Genomic DNA, 26,086 nt, shown 5'->3' with positions numbered 1-26,086 from the left:
TGAGGGGCGGTGCCCCGGACCGCCGCCGCCGTCATCCCACCGGTACCGCGAGGTACTGGTACTCCAGGAACTCGTCGATCCCGACCCGGCCCCCTTCGCGGCCGAGCCCGGACTGCTTGACTCCGCCGAAGGGCGCGGCCGGGTTGGAGACCAGGCCGGTGTTGAGGCCGACCATGCCGACCTCCAGACGTTCACTGACGCGCAGGGCGCGGTCCAGGCCCTCGGTGAAGACGTAACCGACCAGACCCCACGGGGTGTCGTTGGCCCGGCGGACGACCTCGTCCTCGTCGTCGAAGGTGAGGATCGCCGCGACCGGGCCGAAGATCTCCGTGTCCATCAGCCGGCTGCCCGGGTCGACGTCGGTGAGCACGGTCGGCGGGTAGAAGCAGCCCGGCCCTTCCGGCGTGCGGCCGCCGACGAGCACCCGGGCACCGCGCTCCACCGCATCGGCCACAAGCTCCTCGACCTTGCCCCGTCCGGTCCTGTCGATCAGCGGACCCACGTCGACACCGTCCCGGGTACCGGGGCCCACGACCAGTGCGCCCATGCGCTCGGCCAGGCGCCGCCCGAACTCCTCCACCACGGAGGTGTGGACGAAGAAGCGGTTGGCCGCCGTGCACGCCTCACCCATGTTGCGCATCTTGGCGAGCATCGCGCCGTCCACCGCCTTGTCCAGGTCGGCGTCCTCGAAGACGATGAACGGCGCGTTCCCGCCCAGTTCCATCGAGGTCCTGACCACGGCTTCCGCGCTCTGGGCGAGCAACAGGCGTCCGACGCCCGTGGAGCCCGTGAAGGACAGCTTGCGAATCCGCCCGCCGCGCAGGAGCGGTTCGCACACCTCCCCCGCACGGGAGGTGGTGACGACGTTCAGCACGCCGTCCGGCAGCCCGGCCTCCTTGAGGATCGCGGCGAGGGCCAGGCTGGAGAGAGGGGTCTGGGGGGCCGGCTTGAGCACCATCGTGCAGCCCGCCGCGATCGCCGGGCCGATCTTGCGGGTGCCCATGGCCAGCGGGAAGTTCCACGGAGTGATCAGCAGGCAGGGGCCGACCGGTCGGCGTGAGAGCAGCATGCGGTTGCGGCCGTCGGGCAGGGTGCCGAGACCGCCGTCGATGCGGACGGCCTCCTCGGAGAACCAGCGGAAGAACTCCGCCGCGTACGCCACCTCTCCCCTGGCCTCGGCCAGCGGCTTGCCCATCTCGGCGGTCATCAGGTGGGCGAGCTCGTCGGTGCGCTCGACGATGATCTCGTACGCCCGGCGCAGGATCTCACTGCGCGCCCGGGGCGCCGTACGGGCCCACTTCTCCTGCGCGGCGACGGCCGCGTCCTCGGCGAGCTGCGCGTCCTTGGGGCCCGCGTCGGCGACATGACAGAGGATCTCGCCGGTCGCGGGGTCGTCGACGGGCATGGTGGCGCCGTCTGCGGCATCGACCCAGGCGCCGCCGATGAACAACTGCGTGGGTGTGTCGGTCATGGGGTTCCTCCAGATTGATCGGCGGCGGGGTCGAGCAGTTCCGCGAGGTGCAGGGCGCGGACGCCCCGGTCACCGGCGAGGTGGTCGATCTGGGTGGCGCAGCTGAAGCCGTCGGCCACGACCACGGCCGGTGCCCCGGCGTCGAGGGCGTCGAGGCGGGGCTTCAGCGCCAGGTCGGCGACGGCCATCGAGGTGTCGTAGTGCTGGGCCTCGAAGCCGAAGTTGCCGGCGAGTCCGCAGCAGCCCTCGGCCTCGTCGACCTTCCGCACCCCGAGGCGACCGAGCAGGTCGCGGGGGTGGCGGCCCTTGAAGGTGGCGTACTCGTGGCAGTGGGTCTGCAGGACGACGCTCTCCGGCAGCTCCGGTGGCGTCCAGCCGGGCGCCGCCAGATCGGCCAGCGCTCCGGTGAGGGTGTGGACGCGGTCCGCGACGCGCCGGGCCGCGTCGGTGCCGAGCAGTTCGGGTACGTCGCGCTTGAGGGCGGCGGCGCAGCTGGGTTCGGCGACGACGATGGGGCGGTCGTCACCGTCGTCGAGGCGGGCGACCGTACGGGCCATGACCCGGCGGGCGACGGACAGCTGACCGGTGCTGACCCAGGTCAGGCCGCAGCACAGGCCGTCCCGGGCCGTGCACGGGATGCCGGCGTCGGCCAGCACACGGCTCGCCGCTCCCGCGACCTCGGGCCGGAAGGCGCGGGTGAAGCTGTCGACGAAGAGCAGTGTCTTCGCCGGTTCGCCCGTCCTCGCCCGCCGCAGGGCCCGTCGCAGCGCGTGCCGGGAGGCGAAAGCCGGAATCCGGCGCTTCACCGTCACCCCGCCGAGGCGGGCGAGCAGCCTGCCGAACGGGCCGCGCAGCAGCGCGTTCACCGGGCGGGCGACGTATCCGACGAGGGCCGAGGTCAGGGGCAGCCAGCCCAGCGAGTAGTGGGAACGGGGTCTGAACCTGCCCTTGTAGTGGTGGTGCAGGAACTCCGCCTTGTACGTGGCCATGTCGACGCCGACCGGGCAGTCACTGGAACACGCCTTGCAGGACAGACACAGGTCGAGGGCGTCACGCACCTCGGTCGAGCGCCAGCCGTCCTCGACGGTCCCGCCCCGCACCATCTCCTGGAGCAGCCGGGCCCGGCCCCGCGTGGAGTCGTTCTCCTCCCCCGTCGCCCGGTAGCTGGGGCACATCACGCCGCCCGCGTCGCTGCGGCAGCGGCCGACGCCGACGCAGCGGCGCACCGCGCCCGCGAAGCCGTCCTCGTCGTGCGGGAAGGTGAAGAGCGTCTCCACGGGCAGCACCTCGGCGGGGGTGTGCAGCGCGAGGTCGGCGTCGAGGGGGGCCGGGTCCACGATGACACCGGGGTTGAGCAGCCCCTCCGGGTCGAAGATCTCCTTGAAGGCGGCGAACGTCCGGATCATCCGGTGGCTGTACATGACCTCCAGCAGCTCACCACGCGCCCGCCCGTCGCCGTGCTCGCCGGACAGGGAGCCGCCGTGGGAGACCACGAGCGTCGCCGCCTCGCCGAGGAAGCGGCGCGCGACGGCCCGGCCGGGGTCGGTGGCGAGGTCGAAGTCGATGCGGACGTGGACGCAGCCTGCGCCGAAGTGGCCGTACAGCACCCCGGTGAGCCCGTGGGAGGCCAGCAGCTTGCGGAAGTCCCGCAGATAGGCGGCGAGGTTCTCGGGTGCGACGGCCGCGTCCTCCCAGCCGGGCCAGGACTCCCCGCCGTCGACGAGGCGGGCGGCGAGCCCGGCGCCGTCCTCGCGGACCCGCCACAGTGAGCGCTGCTCCTGCGAGCTCCGCACGACCCGCCCGCCGGTCATCCGGCCCTGGGCCTTGAGCACGTCGAGCAGTTCGGCGGCGCGGGCGTCGACCGACGCCTGGTCGTCGCCGTCGAGTTCGACGTACAGCCAGGCCCGTCCCTCGGGCAGTCCGGTCACGGAGTCCGGGCCACGCCGGGCGCGCATGGTGGCGACGATCGCCTCGTCCATGCCTTCCACGGCGGTGGGATTCCAGCGCAGGATCTCGGGGACGTCCTCGGCGGCGTCGACCACGTCCTCGTAGCCGAGGGTGAGGAGCGTGGAGGCCTGTGCGGTCGCCACCAGGCGGACCGTCGCTGCGGTGACGACCGCACAGGAGCCTTCGGTGCCGACCAGCGCACGGGCCATGTCGAAGCCGTGCTCGGGCAGCAGGTGGTGCAGCTGGTAGCCGGACACGTGGCGTGGGATACGGCCCAGCTCGGTGCGGATCGACGCCAGGTTGGCGTCGATCAGGCCCCGCACGTCGGAGCGGAGGCGGGCGACGCGCCGGACCGCCGCCGTGTCGCTCGGGTCCGCCGCGCGCAGGCCCTTGTGGTCGGCGACGGCCCGCACGCCGTCGGCCGTCACGATCTCCAGGGCCTCGATGTGGCTGCTGGTCCGGCCGTGGCGCACCGACCGGTTGCCGCACGCGTCGTTGCCGATCATGCCGCCGAGGGTGCAGCGGCTGTGCGAGGACGGGTCGGGGCCGAAGGTCAGACCCTGGAGGGCGGTGGCGCTGCGCAGCGCGTCGAGGATCACGCCGGCCTCGACCCGGGCGGTGCGTGCGACCGGGTCGATGTCGAGGATCCGGTTCATGTACCGGGAGAAGTCCAGGACCACGCCGGGGCCGACGGCGTTGCCCGCCATGCTGGTGCCGCCGCCTCGCGCGGTGACCGGAACTCCGGCCTCCCGGCAGGCGCGCATCACCGCGACCACGTCGTCGGCGCTGCGGGGGAACACCACGGCCCGCGGGGGGACCCGGTAGTTGGAGGCGTCGTAGGCGTAGAGACCGGTGGAGCCGGGTCCGGTCTCCACCCGCAGTCCGGGTGCGGTCTCGGTGAGCCGCGCGACCAGCCCCTCCAGGGCCGTGGTGGTGTCGGTCATCGCTGTGCCGCTCCCGATGTGCCGGCCTCGACCGCGGTGGCCCAGGCCTGGAGGCCCTCGTCCACCGCGGCCTCGTCGATGACGAGGGCCGGAATCATGCGGACGACCTGATTCCATGCGCCGCACAGCAGCAGGAGCAGGCCCTCGTCGACGGCGGCGCGCTGGACCCGGGCGGCGGTCTCGGGGTCGGGAGCGCCGTCCTCGGTGACGAACTCCGTGGCCAGCATCAGGCCGAGGCCCCGTACGTCGCCGATGCCGGGGGTCCGGTCGGCCACCGCCTCCAGACCCTGGCGCAGCCGCTTGCCCATGGCCTCGGCGTTCTCGACGAGCCTCTCGTCGCGGACGACGTCGAGGGTGGCGCAGGCCGCGGCGCAGGCGACGGCGTTGGCGCCGTACGTGCCGCCCTGCGAGCCCGGCCAGGCCTTCGCCATCAGCTCCTCGGACGCGGCGATGCCCGACAGGGGGAAGCCGCTGGCCAGGCCCTTGGCGGTGACGAGGATGTCCGGGGTGACGCCGAAGTGCTCATGGCCCCAGAAGCGGCCGGTGCGGCCGACGCCGGTCTGCACCTCGTCGAGGATGAGCAGGAAGCCGTGCCGGTCGGCGCGTTCCCGCAGCCCTTCGAGGAAGGCGCGGGTGGCGGGCACATAGCCGCCCTCGCCGAGCACCGGCTCGACGATGATCGCGGCCGTGTCGGCGGGCGAGGAGATCGTCTGGAGCGTGTAGTCCAGCTCCTTCAGGGCGAAACGGGTCGCGGTGTCCTCGTCCCAGCCGTAGCGGTGGGCCGCCGGGAAGGGGGTGACGACCACACCGCTCATCAGCGGGGAGAAGCCGGACCGGAAGCGGGTACCGGAGGTGGTCATGGAGGCGGCGGCGACCGTGCGGCCGTGGAAGCCGCCGTGGCAGACGAGGATGTTGGGGCGGCCGGTGGCCTGGCGGGCCAGGCGCAGCGCCGCCTCCACGGCCTCGCTGCCCGAGTTGGTGAAGAAGAGGCTGTCGAGGCCGGCCGGGAGTACCTCGCCGAGCTTCTCGACGAGCTGCCGCAGGGGCCGGTGCATCACCGTCGTGTACTGGCCGTGGACGAGGGTGGCCACCTGCTCCTGGGCGGCCGCCACGACCTTGGGGTGGCAGTGTCCGGTGCTGGTGACGCCGATGCCGGCGGTGAAGTCGAGGTAGCGGCGGCCGTCCTCGCCGTAGAGGTGGACGCCCTCGCCCCGGGTGGCCACCACGGGCGTGGCCTGGCGAAGGTGCGGTGACAGTGCGGTCATGTTCGTCTCCCGGCCTCGGTCTTCGTTCTGCTGCGGCCCTTCGAGCATCTCGGCGGGGCCGGGCGGTGCCAACGCGCGAAGTGTCCGGGCGGGACGCGACATCCGGACGTTGTGTCAGCGCCACCGGGAAGGCGCCGGTTGTTTTCCTCCTCGGAACGCTCTTGCGCAGGTCAGCGACGCTTGTCACAGTGGCCGGGCACTCCCCGCCTGCACGGTTGCGGGGGACCCCAGGGAGACACCGTGAACGACAACCATCGGGCCGCTCAGGGGCCGGCCCGTCCGCTCACCGTGGCCGACGCCCTGGCCCTCCCCGTGCTGGCCGCCGGACAACCGCAGGTCATGGCCGGTGAGGCGCAGCTGGACCGGCCGGTCAGATGGGTCCACATCACGGAGCTGACCGATCCCGCGTCCTTCCTGAAGGGCGGTGAACTCGTCCTCACCACCGGGATGCCCCTGCCGCAGGACACGGCCGGTGTCCGCCGGTACGTCGACGAACTCGCCGACATCGGGGCCGCCGCGCTGGTCATCGAACTCGTGCGCCGCTATCACCGGCCGCCGGACGCGCTGGTCGACGCCTGCCGTGTGCGGGAGCTGCCCCTCGTCACCCTGGCCAAGGACGTCAACTTCCTGGAGGTCACCCAGGTCGTGCACGCGCTGCTGCTCGGCAACCAGGCGGACGCGATGCGGCGCACCCAGCGCGTGCACGAGGCGTTCACGGCTCTCACCCTGCGCGGAGCGGGGCCGGAGGACGTGGTCCGCGCGGCGGCGGAGATGAGCGGTCGCACGGTCGTCCTGGAGAACCTGGTGCACCAGGCGCTGATCTGCGAGCCGTCCGGCAGCACCGTCGAGGAGGCGCTCACCGGCTGGGAACACCGCTCCCGGGCCACCGGACCGGACGAGGGTGCGGCGGTCCAGGGACCGGAGGGCTGGCTCACGGCACCCGTCGAGTACCAGGGCGAACGCTGGGGCCGGGTGGCCATGCTCCCGGCCGGGCCGGACGGGGAGGTCTTCGGGCCGGAGGACCGCACCGTGCTGGAGCGGACCGCCATGGCCCTGACCGTGGCCCGTCTCATCCACCCCACCCCCTGGGAGCGCACCGCGCACCGCAACGCGCTGCGCGACCTGGTCGAACAGCGCCATCGCTCCGCCGAGGACGCGCGCGCCCGGTGTGCCGCGCTGGGTCTGCCCGCCGACCGGAGCCGCTTCGTCGCGGTCCTCGTGGACCTTCCCTCGGCCGGCGGGGGGCATGAGCCCGAGGCCCGACTGCTCCAAGTGCTCCACGCGACCGGCGTCGCGGGGCTCGTCGGTGAGCTGGCGCCCGGCCGTGTCGGGGTTCTGCTGGCCCTGCGTCCCGCCCAGCCCTGGCGCCCGGTCGTCGAGCACCTGTGCGCCACCGCTGTGGAGGGGGAGCCGCGACCGGTCGTGAGTGTCGGTTGCGAGGTCATGGATCTGGCCGACACCGCCCGCTCCTTCCGCGAGGCGGCCCGCGTCGCCGAGGCCACTCCCCCGAACCCGCCCCGCCCTGAGGGCCGCTCCTTCCACGAGCTGTCCGACATCGGACTGCGGCGTCTGCTGTACGCCCTGCGTGAGGACACCCGGATCCAGGAGTACACCGAGCGGCAGCTCGGCCGGCTCGTCGTGCACGACACCCAGCACGGCTCCGACCTGCTGACGACGCTTCGCCACTACCTCGACGCCGCCGGCAACAAGACGACCGCCGCACGCCGGGGCGGTCTCGCCCGGGAAACGATGTACCAGCGTCTGCGCACCATCGAGCGGCTCCTCGGCCGGGACCTCGAATCCGGGGAGGAGCGCACCGAACTCCATGTGGCCCTCGCCGCACTGGACGCGCTGCGGGCCCGGTGACGCAGGAGGACTCACCCACTGCACCAGGGTTGTCAGGGGCATGGCCGCGCTCCTACAGTCCACAGCGGAACAGGAATTGGGAGCGCTCCCATAGCGGGATGCCCGGAGCGCCTGCGAGACCCCCACCTTCCCGGCCGTACCTCCGAAAGAGGTCCCCCATGCGACCGTCACCACGTCTTCCGCGCCTCCTGCGCGGCCCGCTGGGCGCGTTCGTCACCGCGCTCACCACCGTCGCGGCGCTCTTCGCCGCCACACCGCCGGCCCAGGCCGACACGACGGTGTGCGAACAGTTCGGCTCGGCCGTCATCCAGGGCCGGTACGTCGTCCAGAACAACCGATGGGGCAGCAACGAGACCCAGTGCGTCACGACCACGAGCTCCGGCTTCCGGGTCAGCCGGGCCGACGGTTCCGTCCCCACCAACGGCGCGCCGAAGTCGTACCCCTCCGTCTTCAACGGCTGCCACTACACCAACTGCTCGCCGGGGACGAACCTCCCCGCGCAGCTCTCCCGCATCTCCAGTGCGCCGAGCAGCATCTCGTACGGGTACGTCGGCGACGCCGTCTACAACGCCTCGTACGACATCTGGCTGGACCCGACGCCCCGCACCGACGGGGTGAACCGGACCGAGATCATGATCTGGCTCAACAAGGTGGGCCCGATCCAGCCCATCGGCTCCCAGGTCGGCACGGCCACCGTGGGCGGGCGCAGCTGGCAGGTGTGGCAGGGCGGCAACGGCTCCAACGACGTGCTGTCCTTCGTCGCCCCGTCGGCCATCGGCAGCTGGAGCTTCGACGTGATGGACTTCGTCCGGCAGGCCGTGGCCCGCGGGATGGCGCAGAACAACTGGTACCTGACGAGTGTTCAGGCCGGTTTCGAGCCCTGGCGGAACGGCACGGGGCTGTCCGTGAACTCGTTCTCCTCCACCGTCGAGACGGGCGGCGGGCCCGGCGGTCCGGGCGGCGGCTCCGGGTGCGCGGTGTCGTACGCCACGAACGTGTGGCAGGGCGGTTTCACCGCGAACGTCACGGTCTCCAACACGGGTTCGTCGCCCGTCGACGGCTGGCGGCTCGCCTTCACCCTGCCGTCCGGTCAGCAGATCACCGGAGCCTGGAGCGCGTCCGTGTCGCCGTCGTCGGGTTCCGTCACGGCGAGCAGCCTGGCGCACAACGCGAGCATCTCCCCCGGTGGCAGTCAGACGTTCGGCTTCCAGGGCACCTACAGCGGCGCCTTCGCCTCGCCGGGCGCGTTCAGCCTGAACGGCACGGCCTGCACAAGGGCGTGACACGACCGGCGCCGGACGCTCGTGCGGCGTCCGGCGCCGGCCGGTCATGGTCGGCCGGTCCCCCGTGGCCGACCCGCCCGGGGCGCGGTGGTCTAACCGAACTGGGTGAAGAACTTCCAGATCTCGCCCGGCAGCCAGGTCCGGGAGCCGCTGTCACCGCCACGTCCGTCCTGCGGCGCGGCGATGTGCCCCTCGTCGAAGGCGGCCCAGGCGACCGGGTACCCGGCCGCGCATCCCGAGTAGGTGGTGACCCGGTGCTGGAGGCTGCCCTGCGCCGGCTCGGGGGGGTTCTGGGCGGCGCAGCCGTTGTTCCTGACGAACCTGTCCCGCATCGACCGTCCGCCGGAGATGTTCAGGACGCTGTCCCTGAGGCCGTGCACACCGAGGTAGGCGATGCGCTGGTTACCACCGTTGCATCCGCTGAGGACGCCGCCGCTCTGGACGGCGACCGCGCGGAAGACGTTCGCGCGGGAGCACGCGATCGAGTAGGACATGGCGCCGCCGTAGCTGAAGCCGAGGGCGAAGCGCTGCGTCGTCTCGACGCACAGAGCCCCTTCGATCCGCCTGAGCATGTCGTCGACGAGGGTGATGTCCTCGCCGCCGGAGTTGGCCCATCCGTTGTTGAGGCCCTGGGGCGCGACGAAGATCGTGCTGTTGTTCGCCAGCCGCTGGAGCCCGTAGTACGCCCACGTGCCGGTCTCCACGGTACGGCCCGTGGCGACGTCGTTGGAGGTGCCGCCCAGCCAGTGGAAGCCGAAGACCAGCCGGTAGGCGCGGTTGCGGTCGTAGCCGTCCGGGACCCGCAGGATGAAGTTCCGGTTCTTGCCGCTGCTCTGGATCGTGTGGGTACCGCTGGCCAGGCCGGGCGCCTTGCCGCAGCCGGGGCTCGCGGCGGCCTCCCGGGCGGGTCCGGCGGCGGGTTCGGAGGCCGCGAGCGCGGAGCCCGCGCCGGGGCCTGCGGTCAGGGCTGTGCCAGCCATGGTCAGGACGAGCAGGACCGCGACCACGGCGGGCCGTAAGAGGTTCTTTGTCCTGGTGATCATGCGACTCCTCTGTCTCGGAATACGGCTGCGCGGGGTGGGCGGGGCCGATGCGGGCACCGCGCGTCCGTGAGCGCCTCACCGCCGAAGCGGTCACGGACCGATGAAATGTCGTGCACCTGACATTGATGAACGGGCGCAAGATTCGAGCTTGTTCACGATCGAACCACACCGGCCGCCCGGTGGTAGTCCGGGAGCATAGAGAGGCAGCAGTACATGTCAACACCTCTCGACCGACGCACCTCGCGCCCCATCCGCTCGATTTCAGCCCCCTGATCGAGCGAAAGATTTCGAGTTCAAAGGCGAATCATGCGAGGGGTATTGACTCGGTTCATCGTGCTCCTATCATCCGAAGTGCTCGATGAGTCGGCTGGTGTCCGAGAGGGCGAACAGGGTTGACCCTCCCGATCGCCGCACACCGCGAGAAGAGACAGAGCACCCCCCACGCACGCGCACATCGCCGTACCCGCACCTCACTCCGGCGCCGCCCCCCCACCGCCCGGCCGCCGGCGGTTCGCCCGCCGCCCCCAATGGCCCGGCCACACAAGGAGACCGACATGGATATGTCATGCCCTCGTCACCAGTGGGGCCGTCGTCGAGCGCTGACCGCGGCCGCGGGGCTGGCGTCGGGCGCCTTCCTCCCCCTGACCGCGGCGGCCCGCGGCATCGCCGCCGAGGGGCCGGGCAGCGCCGCGGCGAACTTCACCAACCCGGTCGTCTGGCAGGACTTCGCCGACATCGACGTCATCCGCGTCGGCGACACCTACTACGCCTCGGCCTCGACGATGCACTACTCGCCGGGCGCCCCCGTCCTGCGCTCGTACGACCTGGTGAACTGGGAGATCGCCGGCCACTCGGTGCCGAGCCTCGACTTCGGCGCCAAGTACGACCTGAACGGCGGTCGCGGGTACGTCCGGGGCATCTGGGCGTCCTCCCTGGCCCACCGGCCGAGCAACGGGACCTTCTACTGGCTCGGCCAGATCGACTTCGCCAGGACGTACATCTACACGGCCACCGCCGTCGAGGGACCTTGGAACAGGCTCACCACCATCAACACGCCGTACTACGACGCCGGGCTGCTCGTGGACACCGACGACACGCTGTACGTGGCGTACGGGAACACCACGATCAGCGTGGCGCAGCTGTCGCCCGACGGCCGCACCCAGGTCCGTACCCAGCAGGTGTTCACGACACCGTCGAGTGTCGGCACCCTGGAGGGCTCCCGCTTCTACAAGATCAACGGGCAGTACTACATCTTCCTGACCCGCCCCGCGAACGGCCAGTACATCCTGAAGTCGTCCAGCGGCCCCTTCGGTCCGTACACCATGCGCCAGGTCCTCCTCGACCTGCGCGGGCCGATCCCCGGCGGGGGCGTCCCGCACCAGGGCGGGCTGGTGCGGACGCAGAACGGCGCCTGGTACTACCTGGCGTTCGTGGACGCCTACCCCGGTGGCCGGGTGCCTGCGCTGGCCCCCATCACCTGGACCTCGGACGGCTGGCCCGTGGTGCAGTTGGTGAACGGCGCGTGGGGCACCTCGTATCCCGCCCCGGTGGTGCCCGCCCCGCCCCGCCAGGTCACCCCCATGACCGGCGTGGACACCTTCGACGGGACGGCCCTCAAGCCGAGGTGGGAGTGGAACCACAACCCCGACAACACCAAGTGGTCGGTGAACAACGGCCTGACCCTGCGGACGGCGACGGTCACCAACGACCTGTACTGGGCCCGGAACACCCTCACGCACCGCATCCAGGGGCCGACGTCCACCGCCACGGTGCAGCTCGACCACTCGGCGATGCGGGACGGCGACCGGGCCGGACTCGCGCTGCTTCGGGACTCCTCCGCCTGGATCGGGCTCAAGCGCGACGGCGGCGTGACCCGGCTCGTGATGGTGGACGGGCTGACGATGGACGGCAGTTGGAACACCACCGGCACGGGCGTGGAGCGGGCGAGCGCGAACGCGCCCGGCGGTCGCGTCTGGCTGCGGGCCACCGCCGACATCCGTCCCGGAGCGCCCCGGCCCGCGGCCTTCTCCTACAGCACCGACGGCGTCACCTTCACCCGCCTCGGTCCCGCCTTCTCCATGGGCAACGACTGGCGCTTCTTCATGGGCTACCGGTTCGCCCTCTTCAACCACGCCACACAGGCGCTGGGCGGCGCGGTCCGCGTCACGCGGTTCGAGCTGTCCACGCCCTGAGGCCGTCGCACCCGCATCACCATCACCCGCACCCGACCGTACGAGGAGAACGATGAACCCGTCGAAACGGCTCGGCCGACGTCGCGCGTCGGTACTGGGCCTGGCAGCCGTCGTGGCCCTGGTGACGCCCGGCATCGCGAACGGCGCGGACCGCGCACCGGACTCGCCGGACGCCCCGAGGGCCAGCACGCTGGGCGCCCAAGCCGCCCAGTCGGGACGGTACTTCGGCACCGCCGTGGCCGCGGGCCGGCTCGGTGACGGCCAGTACACCGGCATCCTGGACCGCGAGTTCAACCAGGTCACACCCGAGAACGAGATGAAGTGGGACGCGACCGAGCGCAGCCGCGGCCAGTTCACCTTCGGCTCCGCCGACCAGATCGTGAACCGCGCGGCGTCCCGCGGCCAGAAGGTCCGCGGTCACACCCTGGTGTGGCACTCCCAGCTGCCCGGCTGGGTCAACTCCATCAGGGACGCGAACACGCTGCGCAGCGTGATGAACAACCACATCACCACCGTGGCGGGCCGCTACCGGGGACGCATCCACTCCTGGGACGTGGTCAACGAGGCCTTCGCCGACGGCGGCAGCGGCCAGATGCGCAGCTCGGTCTTCCGGGACGTGCTGGGCACCGGCTTCATCGAGGAGGCGTTCCGCACGGCCCGGGCCGCCGATCCGTCGGCCAAGCTCTGCTACAACGACTACAACATCGAGGACTGGAACGCCGCGAAGACGCAGGGCGTCTACCGCATGGTGCGCGACTTCAAGGCGCGCGGCGTCCCCATCGACTGCGTGGGTCTCCAGTCCCACTTCGGTGCCGGCGGCCCTCCCGGCAGCTTCCAGACGACGCTGTCGAGCTTCGCCGCTCTCGGGGTGGACGTGCAGATCACCGAGCTGGACATCGCGCAGGCCCCGGCGAACGCGTACGCCAACACGGTCCGGGCCTGTCTGAACGTGGCGCGCTGCACCGGCATCACGGTGTGGGGCATCCGCGACAGCGACTCCTGGCGCAGCGGGGAGAACCCGCTGCTGTTCGACCGCGGCGGCAACAAGAAGCAGGCCTACCGGTCGACGCTCACCACGATGGGCGGCACGCCCTGACCTCAGAGGCCGGCCGCCGGTGCGCACCGGACCGGCTCCGGTGCGCCGACGCCGGATGCTGACGGCCGCGGGCCCCCGGCGTGGTTCGCCGGGGGCCCGTCCGTCGTGGTCGGCCCGTGGAACGGGGGAAGGCCCCTCCGCCCGGGGGCGGCGGAGGGGCGCCCGCCGGCGTCAGGAGGACGTCCGCTCAGGGGCCGGTGTCCTCCGCCGCTTCCCGCCGGCGGTGTGGGGGGACCTTCCGTGTTCAGCCGCCTCGTGTGCGCGGCATGGCCCATCCCATCGCGCCGGCGGCCCGCCGTCACTCCGCCGATCGGCGGGGGGACCCCCGCCTGTCGGCCGGAGTTCGTGCGCCGCAGCCGTCCGACCGGTCAGAGGGCCGTGAACGTCCACTGGAGGTTGGTGCTGCTCCCGTTGGTCCACTGCTTGGTGACGGAGCCGGAGGAGACGTTGCCCCCTCCGTCGAGGACCAGGCCGGTGGCACGGTTGGCGACGGTGTAGCGGTCACCGCCCCGGTTCGTGATCCTCCACTGCTGGTTGGGGCTGCCGTTCCAGGACGCCTGCCTGGCCGCGGAGCCGTCGGAGGTGGCGCCCCAGCCGTCGGCGACCATGCCGTTGGTGCGGTTGACCAGCCGGTAGTAGCCGCCCGCGATCGGCTCGGCGTGCCACTGGAGGTTGTTGTGGCCGTCCCACGTCCACTGCTTGAGGTTGGACCCGGAGGCGACATCGCCGCCGCTGTCCAGGGCCAGGCCGTTGGTGAGGTTGGTGATCCGGAAGTACGTCGCCGGGTTGAACTGGACCCTCAGGGAGGTGATCTGGTCGTTGTTGCCGGTGTTCCGCAGGTCGGGGTTGTCGGCGGTGAACGTCCACGAGGTGCCGGTGAAGTTGTCTCCCGAGTATCCGATCACCTGGTGGCCCGGGCCCAGGCGGAGGGAGGAGATGGTGCGTGTGGCCAGTCCGGCCGCGGTCAGGTCGGCGGCCGTGTAGTCGCCGAGGGCCAACGGGGCGGAGTTGCCCGAGTAGTTGACGTCCGAGAAGGCGATGGCGCCTGCGGGCGGCGCCACGGCCGGGATGGTGCCGGAGAAGGAGAGCTTCAGGACGTAGGCGTTGGCGCTGTAGGGCGCGGAGGACGGCAGGGCGACCGTGAGGCCGGAGGAGTTCTGCGTCGGTGCGGGCAGGTCGATGGTGGTGCCGGCGGTGGAGCCGAGCAGTTTCACCGAGGTCAGCGAGGAGAGGTTGATGCGGTCCGAGCTGAGCGTCTTGATGGTCAGGGAGCTGCCGGGCCAGCCCAGGACGGTGGCGTACAGGACGTTGTCGGCCTTGTTGCGGGTGAAGCGGATGTCCTGCGCCGTGCCGGCCGTCGGATTGGTGAAGGAACCACCGCCCATCTTCGTCGGGCCCTCGCCGTAGACCGTCCAGGCACGGGTCGCGTAGATCGACTCGCCGAAGCGCTTCAGGTGGTCGCCCATGCCGAGCAGGATGTCCTTCTGCGCCTGCGGGATGGTGCCGTCGGCCATCGGCGCGATGTTGAGCAGCACGTTGCCGTTCTTGCTCACGCGGTCGATGAACGAGTGCAGCATCTGCTTGATGCTGTAGTAGCCGATGCCCTGCGTGTAGCACCAGCTGCTGTTGGAGATGCTGTCGTCGGTCAGCCAGTACGGGGTGGTGAGGTCGGCCGGGCCGCCGCGCTCGTAGTCGAAGACCTCGCCCTTGCCGTTCATGCCGTCCTTGTAGGTGGCGACGACCTCACGGCCCCAGCTGTTGGCCTGGTTGTAGTAGTACGCCAGGAAGTTCAGGCGCTGCTGCTCGTCGACGGCGTCCAGATTGAAGTCCTGCCACAGGATGTCGGGCTGGGCGCGGTCGATGACCTCCTTGAGCTTGTCGTACCAGAGCTGGTTCTCCGCGGTCGAACCCAGCTGACCGTAGAGCTTCTTGAGGCTGGGGTCCGTCTGTGCGGGGGCGGCTTCGTAGAAGCCGGTGAAGTTGTACGCGTGGTGCATGGCCACCAGCAGCTTCAGGCCCTTGGCGCGGATGGCCGTGGAGAACAGCTTCAGCAGGTCAAGACCTGGGCCCTTCTTCACGGAGTTCCACTCGTTGACCTGGCTGTCCCACATGGAGAAACCGTCATGGTGCTCGGCGACCGGGCCCGCGAACCTGGCCCCGGCGTCGACGAACAGCTGCACCCACTCCTCGGGGTCGAACTTCCCGCCGGCGGACTTCAGCTTCGGCGCGAACTGCACGAAGTTGCCCGCCAGGTCCTGAGCACCGTTGATGAAGTTGTGGTACGGCCACGCCGAGGGCTGGCCGTAGGTCGCGATGTGGTGCTGGTTGGCGGAGTCGCCGGCCCGGTACATGTTGCGCGGGTACCACTCGTTGCCGAAGGCCGGGACGCTGAAGACGCCCCAGTGGAAGTAGATGCCGAACTTCGCGTCCTGGAACCACTCGGGGGCCGGCGGGTGCTGGTCGACCGAATTCCAGTCGGGCGTGTAGGTACTGGGCGCCGCCTGGGCCACGCCGGCGCCGAGGACACCGCCGGCGACGGCCGCGGCGGCCACCCAGGTGGCCCCGGCCAGGAGCCGGCGTCTGCTGATCGAACTAGACATGGTCACATCCCTGATGCGGAGGGGGAGGGGGGAACGCAGGGGGACACGGTCGAAGTTCGGGCACGCCGCCTCGGGATGTCAACGGGCGTGCAGGGATGAAAAGCACTAGAGGGAAGCGGCATTGCCCCCAATTGTCGCGCTCTGTCCCGCTATGCACATGCATAGACATGGTATGTATTCGCTCCCGACCTCGGCGTGTCCGCAAGGATCCGCCCGCCGCATTCATGGGATGGATCTTGCACTCATCAGGTCAGACCCATCACCAGGACACCCACTGAGCTGCCCATTTCCCTGGAGTTATGCAAGAGTCTGGACAGCCGGGCCGAAGCGAGCCTATAAAGACATCCCATCTCTACTGCGCCGCGATACACGGATGTCGTCGAGGCGAAACAACTCCCGCTACGGGACCAGCGCGAGGAAGCCCTCATGAGACTCAGAACAGCCCTCTGTTCCGCCGTATCCGCCCTGTCCGCACTGGCGCTGCTCAGTGCGTGCGGCAGCGGCTCCACCGACTCCTCGGCGTCGGGCGGCAAGCCGCTGGTCGGCGTCGACTACCCGCGCTCCGACACCGACTTCTGGAACTCGTACATCAAGTACACGCCGGAGTACGCCAAGGAGCTGGGCCTCTCCCTCAAGACCACCAACTCGCAGAACGACGTCGCCAAGCTCACCGCCAACGCGCAGACGTTCATCAGCCAGGGCGTCAAGGGCGTCGCGATGGCCCCGCAGGACACCGCCGCCATCGCCCCGAGCCTGGCGCAGCTGGAGGCGAAGAAGATCCCCGTCGTCACGGTCGACACCCGCCCCGACAGCGGCAATGTGTTCATGGTGGTACGCGCCGACAACCGCGCCTACGGCGAGAAGGCCTGCCAGTTCCTCGGCACCAAGCTCGGCGGCAAGGGCAAGGTCGTGATGCTCCAGGGCGGTCTGGACTCCATCAACGGCCGTGACCGCACCGAGGCGTTCAACGAGTGCATGAAGAAGAACTACCCGGACATCACGGTGTTCGGTGAGGCCACCAACTGGGACGGCGCGGTCGCCGCGCAGAAGCTCCAGACCCGGCTGACCCAGCACCCGGACATCAAGGGCATCTACATGCAGTCCAGCTTCGCGCTGTCGGGGACGCTGCAGGTCCTCAAGCAGAAGGGTCTGCTGGTGGACCCGAAGGACAAGAAGCACGTGTTCGTCGTGTCCAACGACGGCATCCCCGAGGAACTGAAGTCCATAGGCGCGGGCAAGATCGACGCCACGGTTTCCCAGCCGGCCGACCTGTACGCCAAGTACGCCCTGTACTACCTGAAGGCCGCGATCGACGGGAAGACGTTCAAGCCCGGCAAGACCGACCACGACAGCACCATCATCAAGGTCCGCGACGGCCTGCTGGAGGACCAGCTCTCCGCCCCGCTCGTCACCGCCGACGGCGGCTCCTACGGCGGTGTGCCCAGCGTCAAGAGCGACGACAAGTCGCTGTGGGGCAACAACCTCGGCTGATCCCTCACCCGAATGCGAAGGCTCACGAGAACAAGGCGGTTGAGATGAGCGACGGGGAGCGGACAGTCACCCCCGCGCCCGCCCCGGCGGACGGCGGACGGGCCCCCTCGGACCCGCCCGTCGTCGAGGCGGCGGGCATAGTCAAACGATTCGGGCCGACCGTGGCCCTCGACGGCGCCCGGATCACCATCCGGCCCGGCGAGACCCACGCCCTCGTCGGCCGCAACGGAGCCGGCAAGTCGACCCTGGTGTCGGTCCTCACCGGTCTCCAGGCCCCCGACGAGGGAACGGTGACCTTCGGCGGCCGGCCCGCTCCCCGGCTCAGCGACCGGGACGCCTGGCGGCGCCACGTGGCCTGCGTCTACCAGAAGTCGACCATCATCCCCACCCTGACGGTCGCCGAGAACCTCTTCCTGAACCGGCACGACCGGGCCCGCGGCCGGCTCATCAGCTGGCAGGCCACCCGGCGCCGCGCACAGGAACTGCTGTCGACCTGGTCGGTGGACGTCGACCCGCAGACCCCCGCCGGGGAACTGAGCGTCGAGCAAAGGCAGTTCGTGGAGATCGCCCGGGCCCTGTCCTTCGGGGCGCGGTTCATCATCCTCGACGAGCCGACCGCGCAACTCGACGGTGCCGCCATCAACCGCCTCTTCGGCCGCATCCGCGATCTGCAACGCCAGGGCGTCACCTTCCTCTTCATCAGCCACCACCTCCAGGAGATCTACGAGATCTGCGACATGGTGACGGTCTTCCGCGACGCCCGGCACATCGTGACGGCGCCGGTCGCGGACCTCGCCCGGACCGACCTCGTCGCCGCCATGACCGGCGAGGCCGCGACCGACCGGCGCACGGAACGGGCCGGCACCCTCGACGCCGCAGCCCCGGCCGCGCTGCACGTCAACGCCCTGCGGGGCGACGGCTACGACGACGTCACCCTCCGGGTCGGGGCCGGCGAGATCGTCGGGCTCGCGGGCGCCGCCGGCAGCGGACGCACCGAGGTCGCCGAGACCGTCGTCGGCCTGAGAGCCGCGGCGGCGGGCGAGGTGGAGATCGCCGGGAAGCGCCCCCGGCCGGGCAGTGTGCCCGCGGCGCTCGCCGCCGGCGCCGGGTTCGTCCCCCAGGACCGGCACCACCAGGGCTTCGTACCGGACATGTCGATCGCGGACAACGCCACCCTGTCCGTTCCCCACCGGCTCGGCACGAACGGCTTCCTCAGCCGTGACCGACGGGACCGGCTGGCCGGCAACATGATCGAGAAGCTGGCGATCAAGACACCGGGACCCGAGCTGCCCGTCTCCGCGCTCTCGGGCGGCAACCAGCAGAAGGTCGTCATGGCCCGCGCCCTCGCCGACGACCCCCGGCTGCTGGTCCTGATCAACCCGACCGCGGGCGTGGACGTGCGCTCCAAGGAGTTCCTCCTCGGCAAGGTCGAGGAGACCGCGCAGACCGGCACGGGGGTGCTCATCGCCTCCGACGAACTCGACGACCTGCGCATGTGCGACCGGGTCCTGGTGATGTTCCAGGGCCGTGTGACCTCAGAGATCGCCCGCGGCTGGCACGACCACGAACTCGTGGCCGCGATGGAAGGAGTGGACCTGCATGCCTGACGTGATGCCAGAATCCGTCCTCGCGGACAGCGCCGCGACCGGGGTGACCGAGCCACGGGCCAAGCGGGCCGCGCTGCTCGGCGGCCGGATCCCCCTGGCCCGGATGCGCGACCTCGCGCTGGTCCCGGCCATCGTGGTCATCGCGATCGTCGGACAGATCGTCAACCCCGTCTTCCTCCAGGCCGACAACCTCGTCAACGTCCTGCAGACGATGTCCGAGATGGCCCTGCTGGTCCTCGCCCAGACGATGATCCTGATCGTCAAGAAGATGGACCTGTCGCTGGAGTCCACCATGGGCCTCGCGCCCGGAGTCGCGGCCTGGCTGGTGGTGCCGACCGGCGCCGGCCACGGACTCGGGCTGCTTCCCGGCGCCTGGGCCGTGCCCGTCACCCTCGCCGTGGGCGCGCTCGTCGGCGTGGTCAACGCCCTGCTGATCATTCGGTTCGGCCTCAACGGCTTCATCGTCACCCTCGGCATGCTGATCGTGCTGCGCGGTGTCCTCACCGGTATCTCCGGCGGCCAGACCTTCTTCCAGCTGCCGGAGTCGATGCTCCACCTCGGCACCGCCGCATGGTTCGGGATGCCGGCGTCGATCTGGATCTGCCTGGTGCTGTTCGCCGTCGCGATCGTCGTGCTCGGCTGGACCGGTTTCGGCCGGTCGCTGTACGCCATCGGCGGCAACGTCGACGCGGCGAAGGCGGCGGGCATCCGCACCGACCGGGTGCTGTGGATCGTCATCGTCACCGGCAGCGTGCTCGCCGCGCTCGCCGGGCTGATGCTCTCCGGGCGTCTCGCCTCGGTCGCCTCCGCGCAGGGCAACGGCTACATCTTCACCGTCTTCGCCGCCGCCGTCATCGGTGGGATCAGCCTCAACGGCGGCAAGGGCACCATGTTCGGCGCGTTCTGCGGCATCCTGCTGCTCTTCATGATCCAGAACGTGCTCACCCTCGCGGGGGTCCCCGCCCAGTGGATCGGCGCCCTCAACGGCCTGATCATCCTGGTCGCCCTCGCCATCTCCCGCATCACCGGCGGCAAGGTCCAGGAGTGACCCGGGCGGCCGTCGCCGGCCGCCCGACCTCCGCCGCGTTCACGTCTCGTCGCATGGGGACCGATTCCCCCTTGCCCGTCACAGGAGTTGCCGCCCATGTCCTCCACCGTGCCCTCATCCGCCCGCATCACCGCCCTGGACGTCCTGGACGTGCGGTTCCCCACCTCCGAACACCTCGACGGCTCGGACGCCATGAACCCCGAGCCCGACTACTCCGCCGCGTACGTCGTCCTGCGCACCGACGCCGGTGACGAGCTGGAGGGGCACGCCCTGGCCTTCACCACCGGCCGCGGCAACGATGTCCAGGCCGCGGCCATCGCGGCCCTCGCACCCCACGTGGTCGGCCTGTCCGTCGAGGAGGTCTGCGGCGATCTCGGGGCCTTCTCCCGCTCCCTCGTCCACGATCCCCAACTGCGCTGGCTCGGCCCGGAGAAGGGCGCCATCCACATGGCGACCGGAGCCGTCGTCAACGCGGCCTGGGACCTCGCCGCCAAGCGGGCCGGGAGGCCCGTGTGGCGCTTCCTCGCCGAGATGACGCCCGAGGAACTGGTCGCGCAGGTCGACTTCCGCTGGCTGTCCGACGCCCTCACCCCCGAGGAGGCACTGGAGATCCTGCGCCGCGCCGAGCCGGGCCGCGAGGAGCGGATCGCCCACCTGCTGGAGCGGGGCTACCCCGCCTACACCACCACCCCCGGCTGGCTCGGCTACTCCGACGAGAAGCTGTCCCGCCTGGCGCGCGAGGCCGTCGCCGACGGCTTCACGCAGATCAAGCTGAAGGTCGGCGCGGACCTCCAGGACGACATTCGGCGCATGCGTACCGCCCGCGAGACCGTCGGCCCGGACATCCGCATCGCCGTCGACGCCAACCAGCGGTGGGACGTCCAGCCGGCCATCGACTGGATGCGCGAGCTGGCCCCCTACGACCCGTACTGGATCGAGGAGCCCACCTCCCCCGACGACATCCTCGGCCACGCCGCCGTCCGCAAGGCGCTCACCCCCATCAAGGTCGCCACCGGTGAACACGTTGCCAACCGGGTCGTGTTCAAGCAGCTCCTCCAGGCGGAGGCGGTGGACATCGTGCAGATCGACTCCGCGCGGGTCGGCGGCGTCAACGAGAACATCGCGATCCTGCTGCTCGCCGCGAAGTTCGGCGTGCCGGTGTGCCCGCACGCGGGCGGGGTGGGCCTGTGCGAGATGGTCCAGCACCTGTCCATGTTCGACTACGTCGCCGTCTCCGGCACGACCGAGGACCGGGTCATCGAGTACGTCGACCATCTGCACGAGCACTTCGTGGACCCGGTCCGCATCGCCGACGGCCTCTATCTGGCGCCCTCCCGGCCCGGGCTGAGCGCACAGATGCACCCCGAGTCGCTCAAGGAGTACGCCTATCCCGACGGCCCGGTCTGGTCGGCCCGTGTCTGACGCCCCTCGGCTGGTCGACGCCCATCACCACGTGTGGGACCTGGACCACCGCCCACAGCCCTGGCTGAACGAACCCGGTCATGAGCCGCTCCGCCGGACCTTCGGCACGGACGACCTGCGGGCGGCCGCGACCCGGCCGATCGCCGGGCGGCGGCTGGGCCGCACCGTGGTCGTCCAGTGCGTCACCTCCGTACCGGAGACCCGTGACCTCCTCGCCCTGGCCGAGCGGGACCCCCTGGTCGGCGCGGTCGTCGGCTGGGCCGACCTGACCTCTCCGGACGTCGGCGACGTCCTCGACGAGATGCGGGAGGGGCCCGGCGGCAGGTATCTGCGTGCCGTACGCCATCTGGTCCAGGGCGAGTCCGACCCGCGATGGCTGCAACGGCCCTCCGTGGAGCGGGCGTTGCGAGCGGTGGCGGAGCGCGGCCTGGCGTACGACGTCCTCATCCGCGGCCACCAGTTCGACCAGGCGGTGCGGCTCGCCGAGCGTCTGCCGGGTCTGCCGGTGGTCCTCGACCACGCGGGCAAGCCGCCCCTCGCCTCGGGCGAACTCGACGCCTGGGAAGAGGGGTTGAGACGGCTCGCCGGTCATCCGCAGGTGCGCTGCAAGGTCTCCGGTCTGGTCACGGAGGCCGACCACCGGACGTGGACGACCGACGCCATCCGCCCGGTGTGGGAGCTGTTGCTCTCCGTCTTCGGCGCCGAACGGCTGATGTTCGGCTCGGACTGGCCGGTCTGCGTACTCGCGGGCGGCTGGAACGCGTGGGCGGCGACCGTCGAGGAACTGCTCGGCGACTGCTCCGTCACCGAGACGGAGGCGATCCTCGCCGGCACCGCGACCGACTTCTACCGCCTCGGCCCCCTTGAACCACCAACCCCCGAGAGGAAGGAGGAAACACCGTGCTCCTGACCGACCTGCTGCACCCCGGCATCCTCCAGGCGCTGGCCGGCGCCGGCCACGGCGCCCGCGTCCTGCTCGCCGACGGCCACTACCCGGCGAGCACCGCCACCGGTGACCGCGCGAGGACCGTCCACCTGAACCTGGCCCCCGGTCTGCTGGACGTCACGACCGTCCTCGACGTCCTGCTGACCGCGCTGCCCGTGGAGTCGGCCCAGGTGATGGTGCCCCCCGAGGGCGAACCCGAGCCGCCGGCCGTGGCCGAGTACCGCGCGCGTCTGGCGCCCGCCCCGGTGGAGAGCCTCGGCCGTTTCGCGTTCTACGACGCCGCCCGCTCCCCCGACCTGGCGCTGGCGATCGTCACCGCCGACATCCGCACCTACGCCAACCTGCTGCTGACCATCGGCGTCCGCGCCGTAGAGACCACGGGAACACGATGACCCTCGCCGTCCGTTACACGACCGCCCGCACGCTGGACACGGCTATCGCACCGAGTGTGCCGCCGGGCCCGGGCGAGGTGGAGCTGGCCCCCGCCTATGTCGGTATCTGCGGGACCGATCTGCACATCTTCCACGGCGACATGGACGCCCGGGTCGCCGCGCCCGCGGTCCTGGGCCATGAGATGTCCGGCCGCATCGTCCGGGTCGGCCCGGGCGTGGAGGGCTGGCAGGTCGGGGACGCGGTCACCGTGATGCCGCTGCGCTGGGACGGCACCTGCCCGGCCTGCCGGGCCGGTCACCGGCATGTCTGCCAGCACCTCGACTTCATCGGCATCGACTCCCCCGGCGCCATGCAGCAGCGCTGGACCGTACCCGCCACCACCCTGATCCGCCTGCCGGAATCACTCGCGCTGGACCGGGCCGCGCTCGTGGAACCCACCGCGGTGGCCGTCCACGACGTCGGCCGGGCGGAGGTCCGCGAGGGCGAGAGGACCGTCGTGGTGGGCGGTGGGCCGGTCGGTGTGCTGATCGCTCTGGTCGCGCGGGCTGCCGGGGCCGAGGTGCGGGTGGTCGAGGTCAGCGCTCACCGCCGCGCGCTGGCCGAGGAGTTGGGGCTGACCGTCTGGGATCCGGCCGCCGACGACATCGGCGCCCTGGTCGGCTCGTGGACTGCCGACGCGGGCGCGGACGTGGCGTTCGAGGTGTCCGGTGCGGCGGGCGGTGTGGACACGGCCGTCGAGGTGCTGGGCGTGCGTGGCCGGCTGTGTCTGGTCGCGATCCATCCCCGGCCACGCGAGGTGAACCTGCACCGGTTCTTCTGGCGGGAACTCACCCTGGTCGGCGCCCGGTTGTACGACCGCTCCGACTTCGAGCGGGCGGCCGCCCTGGTCGCGGACGGCACGATCCCCGCCGACCGGCTGATCAGCAAGGTCGTCCCCCTCACCCAGGCGCCGGCTGCGTTCGAGGCGCTGGAGGGCGGCGGTGACGTGATGAAGATCCTGGTGGACTGCACCGACAACACCGACGACGCGCAGGGAGCCACCGTATGAACGCCTTCGACCTCACCGGCAGGCTCGCCGTCGTCACCGGCGCCCGGCGCGGTATCGGCCGGGCCATGGCCCGCGCACTCGCCGCCGCCGGAGCCGACATCATCGGAGTGAGCGCCTCCCTGGAGGAGTCCGGCAGCGACGTGGAGAAGGACGTCACCGCCGTAGGCCGCAGCTTCGAGGCGATCCGGACCGACTTCGCCGACCCCGCGGCCGTGCGCACCCTGGGCGCGGAGCTGGCCGGCCGGGACCGCCCGGTGGACATCCTGGTCAACAACGCGGGCACCATCCGCCGCGCCCCCGCCGTCGACCACCCCGATGACGACTGGGAGTCGGTACTCCAGGTCAACCTGAGCGCCCAGTTCGCGCTGACCCGGGCGGTGGGCGCGGCGATGGTGGCGCGCGGCCGGGGCAAGGTCGTCTTCACGGCGTCGCTGCTCAGCTTCCAGGGTGGGATCACCGTGCCCGGCTACACCGCCGCCAAGCACGGCATCGCCGGTCTGACCAAGGCCCTGGCCAACGAGTGGGCGCCGCACGGCGTCAACGTCAACGCCATCGCCCCCGGCTACATCGCCACCGACAACACCCAGGCCCTGCGCGACGACCCGGTCCGCAGCAAGGCGATCCTGGACCGCATCCCCGCCGGACGCTGGGGCAACGCGGACGACCTCGCCGGCGCCACCGTCTTCCTCGCCTCGGACGCCGCGGCCTACGTCCACGGCACGATCCTGCCCGTCGACGGCGGATGGCTGGGCCGATGAGCCGCGCCGACCTGGCGGACGTGCTCGACGGCTGTCGGATCCTGCCCGTACTGACCGTGCCCGACCCCGCCACAGCCGTCCCGCTGGCCGACGCGCTCACGGCGGGCGGCGCACGCTGCGCCGAGGTCACCCTCCGCACCCGCGACGCCGAGCAGGTCCTCGAAGCCATGGCCGCGCACGGCGGCCTGGTCGTCGGGGCCGGGACGGTGCTCACCGCCGAGCAGGCGGAACGAGCCGTGGCGGCGGGTGCGCGCTTCGTCGTCTCCCCGGGCTACGACGGGGACGTCATCAGGCGATGCCACGAACTCGGAGTGCCCGTCGTGCCGGGAATCGCCACCCCCACGGAGCTGATGCGCGCTCTCAGGGCGGGCCTGGACACCGTCAAGCTCTTCCCCGCCGAACCGCTCGGCGGCAGCGCGCTGCTGAGGGCGCTGGCCGCCCCCTTCCCGGGGATGCGTTTCGTACCGACCGGCGGTATCGGCCTCGACGGGATGTCCGACTACCTCGCCCACCCGGCGGTCCTCGCCGTCGGCGGCAGCTGGATGGCCACTCCCGGTCGTCTGGAGCGCCGCGACTTCGACGGGATACGCCGGCTGACCGCCGAGGCCGTGGAGAGGGGCGCCCCGTGACCGACGTGGTGGCCCTGGGCGAGGTCATGCTGCGCCTCGACCCGGGCGAGGGCCGCATCCGCACCAGCCGCACCTTCCAGGTCTGGGAGGGCGGCGGCGAGTACAACGTCGTACGTGGCCTGCGCCGCTGCTTCGGGCTGCGCACGGCCGTCGTCACCGCCCTCGCCGACAACGCGGTGGGCCGCCTCGTCGAGGACCTGATCCTCCAGGGCGGCGTCGACACCTCACTCATCCGCTGGGTGCCCGATGACGGCATCGGCCGTACCGCCCGCAACGGCCTGAACTTCGTCGAGCGCGGCTACGGCATCCGCGGCGCCCTCGGTGTCAGCGACCGCGCCCACACCGCCGTCTCCCAGCTGCGCCGAGGCGACATCGACTGGGATGCGCTGTTCGCCTCCGGCCCCCGCTGGTTCCACACGGGCGGCATCTTCGCCGGCCTGTCCGACACCACCGTCGAGGTCGCCGACGAGGCCATGGCAGCCGCCCGCCGCCACGGCGTCACCGTCTCCTACGACCCCAACTACCGTCCCAGCCTCTGGGCGGGCCGCGGCGGTGCCGACCGGGCCCGCGAGGTCGATCTGCGGCTCGCCCGCCACGCCGACGTGGTGGTGGGCGCCCTCGGCCTGGCCGGACCGTACCCGGGAGCGGTGCGGGTCGGCCCGGACGAGGTACCCGACGCGCTCGCCGAGGTCGCCGGCCGGCTGCCGTCGGTGCGGGTGCTGGCGACGACCCTGCGCGCGGTGCCGTCGGCGGGCGTGAACGACTGGTCCTCGGCGGCCTGGTCACCGACGACCGGTTTCCTCCAGGGCCCCGACATGCCCGGTCTGCAGGTCCTGGACCGCATCGGATCCGGTGACGCGTTCGCGGCCGGTCTCATCCACGGGCTGCTCACCGGCACCTCCTTGGAGCACGCCCTCGCCTACGGCACGGCGCACGGGGCGCTCGCCATGACCACTCCGGGCGATGTCTCCATGGCCTCGCTGGCGGAGGTCGAAGCGCTCGTGGCCGGTGGCTCGGCCGCCGTCCGGCGCTGACCG

General features: G+C 71.4%; 17 protein-coding genes and 2 pseudogenes. 14 read left to right on the top strand and 5 right to left on the bottom strand.

Features of this window, described 5'->3' with window-relative positions; all coding sequences use genetic code 11:
* Positions 1–31: 31 nt before the first annotated feature.
* The 3 genes from ACZ43N_RS21340 to ACZ43N_RS21330 are packed head-to-tail and all read right to left on the bottom strand — an operon-like array spanning position 32 to position 5,627.
* On the bottom strand, positions 32–1,471 hold the full coding sequence (locus tag ACZ43N_RS21340) for an NAD-dependent succinate-semialdehyde dehydrogenase (RefSeq protein ID WP_468099404.1): 1,440 nt from the start codon (positions 1,469–1,471) through the stop codon (positions 32–34).
* Entirely contained in the window at positions 1,468–4,362 is a 2,895-nt protein-coding gene (locus ACZ43N_RS21335) for an FAD-binding and (Fe-S)-binding domain-containing protein (RefSeq protein WP_468099403.1), read from the bottom strand. The genes ACZ43N_RS21340 and ACZ43N_RS21335 overlap by 4 nt, the downstream gene beginning before the upstream one ends.
* Positions 4,359–5,627, bottom strand: coding sequence for an aspartate aminotransferase family protein (locus tag ACZ43N_RS21330; protein ID WP_468099402.1), 1,269 nt, complete (start codon positions 5,625–5,627; stop codon positions 4,359–4,361). The genes ACZ43N_RS21335 and ACZ43N_RS21330 overlap by 4 nt, the downstream gene beginning before the upstream one ends.
* Positions 5,628–5,867: 240 nt before the next feature.
* Between ACZ43N_RS21330 and ACZ43N_RS21325 the strand changes: the two genes are divergently transcribed.
* A complete protein-coding gene (locus ACZ43N_RS21325; RefSeq protein ID WP_468099401.1) occupies positions 5,868–7,493 on the top strand; it encodes a PucR family transcriptional regulator in 1,626 nt (541 codons plus the stop codon).
* Between the two features lie 158 nt (positions 7,494–7,651).
* The gene (locus ACZ43N_RS21320; protein WP_468099399.1) at positions 7,652–8,776 is read left to right on the top strand and encodes a GH12 family glycosyl hydrolase domain-containing protein; all 1,125 of its coding nucleotides are present in this window, start codon (positions 7,652–7,654) and stop codon (positions 8,774–8,776) included.
* A 98-nt stretch (positions 8,777–8,874) separates the two neighbouring features.
* Here ACZ43N_RS21320 and ACZ43N_RS21315 read toward each other — a convergent pair.
* Positions 8,875–9,756 (bottom strand): annotated as a pseudogene (locus tag ACZ43N_RS21315) (CE1 family esterase); the annotation flags it as partial.
* Between the two features lie 623 nt (positions 9,757–10,379).
* Between ACZ43N_RS21315 and ACZ43N_RS21310 the strand changes: the two are divergent.
* The gene (locus ACZ43N_RS21310) at positions 10,380–12,011 is read left to right on the top strand and encodes a glycoside hydrolase family 43 protein (RefSeq protein WP_468099493.1); all 1,632 of its coding nucleotides are present in this window, start codon (positions 10,380–10,382) and stop codon (positions 12,009–12,011) included.
* Between the two features lie 52 nt (positions 12,012–12,063).
* Positions 12,064–13,104 (top strand): annotated as a pseudogene (locus tag ACZ43N_RS21305) (glycoside hydrolase family 10 protein); the annotation flags it as partial.
* Positions 13,105–13,475: 371 nt separating this feature from the next.
* Here ACZ43N_RS21305 and ACZ43N_RS21300 read toward each other — a convergent pair.
* Complete coding sequence (locus ACZ43N_RS21300) at positions 13,476–15,707, bottom strand: alpha-L-fucosidase (protein ID WP_468099397.1); 2,232 nt, start codon at positions 15,705–15,707, stop codon at positions 13,476–13,478.
* 426 nt (positions 15,708–16,133) lie between these two features.
* Here ACZ43N_RS21300 and ACZ43N_RS21295 point away from each other — a divergent pair, with 426 nt between their 5' ends.
* The 10 genes from ACZ43N_RS21295 (at position 16,134) to ACZ43N_RS21250 (ending at position 26,083) form a co-directional block, all read left to right on the top strand.
* Positions 16,134–17,198, top strand: coding sequence for a sugar ABC transporter substrate-binding protein (locus ACZ43N_RS21295; RefSeq protein WP_468099396.1), 1,065 nt, complete (start codon positions 16,134–16,136; stop codon positions 17,196–17,198).
* Between the two features lie 44 nt (positions 17,199–17,242).
* Complete coding sequence (locus ACZ43N_RS21290; RefSeq protein ID WP_468099394.1) at positions 17,243–18,805, top strand: sugar ABC transporter ATP-binding protein; 1,563 nt, start codon at positions 17,243–17,245, stop codon at positions 18,803–18,805.
* A 4-nt stretch (positions 18,806–18,809) separates the two neighbouring features.
* Positions 18,810–19,853 carry an ABC transporter permease gene (locus tag ACZ43N_RS21285; protein WP_468099491.1) on the top strand — a complete coding sequence of 348 codons (1,044 nt, stop codon included), beginning with the start codon at positions 18,810–18,812 and terminating at the stop codon, positions 19,851–19,853.
* 96 nt (positions 19,854–19,949) lie between these two features.
* Positions 19,950–21,275 (top strand): L-fuconate dehydratase, encoded by a 1,326-nt coding sequence (locus ACZ43N_RS21280; protein ID WP_468099392.1) that lies wholly within the window; start codon positions 19,950–19,952, stop codon positions 21,273–21,275.
* Entirely contained in the window at positions 21,268–22,185 is a 918-nt protein-coding gene (locus ACZ43N_RS21275) for an amidohydrolase family protein (RefSeq protein ID WP_468099390.1), read from the top strand. Before ACZ43N_RS21280 ends, ACZ43N_RS21275 begins: the two co-directional genes overlap by 8 nt.
* Positions 22,176–22,613: an RbsD/FucU domain-containing protein gene (locus tag ACZ43N_RS21270; protein ID WP_468099389.1), complete on the top strand. Its 438-nt coding sequence runs from the start codon at positions 22,176–22,178 to the stop codon at positions 22,611–22,613. The genes ACZ43N_RS21275 and ACZ43N_RS21270 overlap by 10 nt, the downstream gene beginning before the upstream one ends.
* A complete protein-coding gene (locus tag ACZ43N_RS21265; protein WP_468099387.1) occupies positions 22,610–23,662 on the top strand; it encodes a zinc-dependent alcohol dehydrogenase in 1,053 nt (350 codons plus the stop codon). Before ACZ43N_RS21270 ends, ACZ43N_RS21265 begins: the two co-directional genes overlap by 4 nt.
* Positions 23,659–24,420 carry an SDR family oxidoreductase gene (locus ACZ43N_RS21260; protein WP_468099385.1) on the top strand — a complete coding sequence of 254 codons (762 nt, stop codon included), beginning with the start codon at positions 23,659–23,661 and terminating at the stop codon, positions 24,418–24,420. Before ACZ43N_RS21265 ends, ACZ43N_RS21260 begins: the two co-directional genes overlap by 4 nt.
* Positions 24,417–25,049, top strand: coding sequence for a bifunctional 4-hydroxy-2-oxoglutarate aldolase/2-dehydro-3-deoxy-phosphogluconate aldolase (locus ACZ43N_RS21255; protein ID WP_468099383.1), 633 nt, complete (start codon positions 24,417–24,419; stop codon positions 25,047–25,049). Before ACZ43N_RS21260 ends, ACZ43N_RS21255 begins: the two co-directional genes overlap by 4 nt.
* Positions 25,046–26,083: a PfkB family carbohydrate kinase gene (locus ACZ43N_RS21250; RefSeq protein WP_468099381.1), complete on the top strand. Its 1,038-nt coding sequence runs from the start codon at positions 25,046–25,048 to the stop codon at positions 26,081–26,083. The genes ACZ43N_RS21255 and ACZ43N_RS21250 overlap by 4 nt, the downstream gene beginning before the upstream one ends.
* Positions 26,084–26,086: the final 3 nt, after the last annotated feature.

The sequence above is a fragment of the Streptomyces sp. NPDC030814 genome, assembly GCF_055572155.1.
The sequence above is the reverse complement of the archived record's forward strand: the minus strand, read 5'-3'. Positions and strand labels throughout refer to the sequence as shown.

What these genes read in the sequence shown, in the direction of transcription:
- ACZ43N_RS21340 (WP_468099404.1), bottom strand. Translation starts at nt 1,471, where the DNA reads ATGACCGACACACCCACGCAGTTGTTCATCGGCGGCGCCTGGGTCGAT.
- ACZ43N_RS21335 (WP_468099403.1), bottom strand. Translation starts at nt 4,362, where the DNA reads ATGACCGACACCACCACGGCCCTGGAGGGGCTGGTCGCGCGGCTCACC.
- ACZ43N_RS21330 (WP_468099402.1), bottom strand. Translation starts at nt 5,627, where the DNA reads ATGACCGCACTGTCACCGCACCTTCGCCAGGCCACGCCCGTGGTGGCC.
- ACZ43N_RS21320 (WP_468099399.1), top strand. Translation starts at nt 7,652, where the DNA reads ATGCGACCGTCACCACGTCTTCCGCGCCTCCTGCGCGGCCCGCTGGGC.
- ACZ43N_RS21310 (WP_468099493.1), top strand. Translation starts at nt 10,380, where the DNA reads ATGTCATGCCCTCGTCACCAGTGGGGCCGTCGTCGAGCGCTGACCGCG.
- ACZ43N_RS21300 (WP_468099397.1), bottom strand. Translation starts at nt 15,707, where the DNA reads ATGTCTAGTTCGATCAGCAGACGCCGGCTCCTGGCCGGGGCCACCTGG.
- ACZ43N_RS21295 (WP_468099396.1), top strand. Translation starts at nt 16,134, where the DNA reads ATGAGACTCAGAACAGCCCTCTGTTCCGCCGTATCCGCCCTGTCCGCA.
- ACZ43N_RS21290 (WP_468099394.1), top strand. Translation starts at nt 17,243, where the DNA reads ATGAGCGACGGGGAGCGGACAGTCACCCCCGCGCCCGCCCCGGCGGAC.
- ACZ43N_RS21285 (WP_468099491.1), top strand. Translation starts at nt 18,810, where the DNA reads ATGCCAGAATCCGTCCTCGCGGACAGCGCCGCGACCGGGGTGACCGAG.
- ACZ43N_RS21280 (WP_468099392.1), top strand. Translation starts at nt 19,950, where the DNA reads ATGTCCTCCACCGTGCCCTCATCCGCCCGCATCACCGCCCTGGACGTC.
- ACZ43N_RS21265 (WP_468099387.1), top strand. Translation starts at nt 22,610, where the DNA reads ATGACCCTCGCCGTCCGTTACACGACCGCCCGCACGCTGGACACGGCT.
- ACZ43N_RS21260 (WP_468099385.1), top strand. Translation starts at nt 23,659, where the DNA reads ATGAACGCCTTCGACCTCACCGGCAGGCTCGCCGTCGTCACCGGCGCC.
- ACZ43N_RS21255 (WP_468099383.1), top strand. Translation starts at nt 24,417, where the DNA reads ATGAGCCGCGCCGACCTGGCGGACGTGCTCGACGGCTGTCGGATCCTG.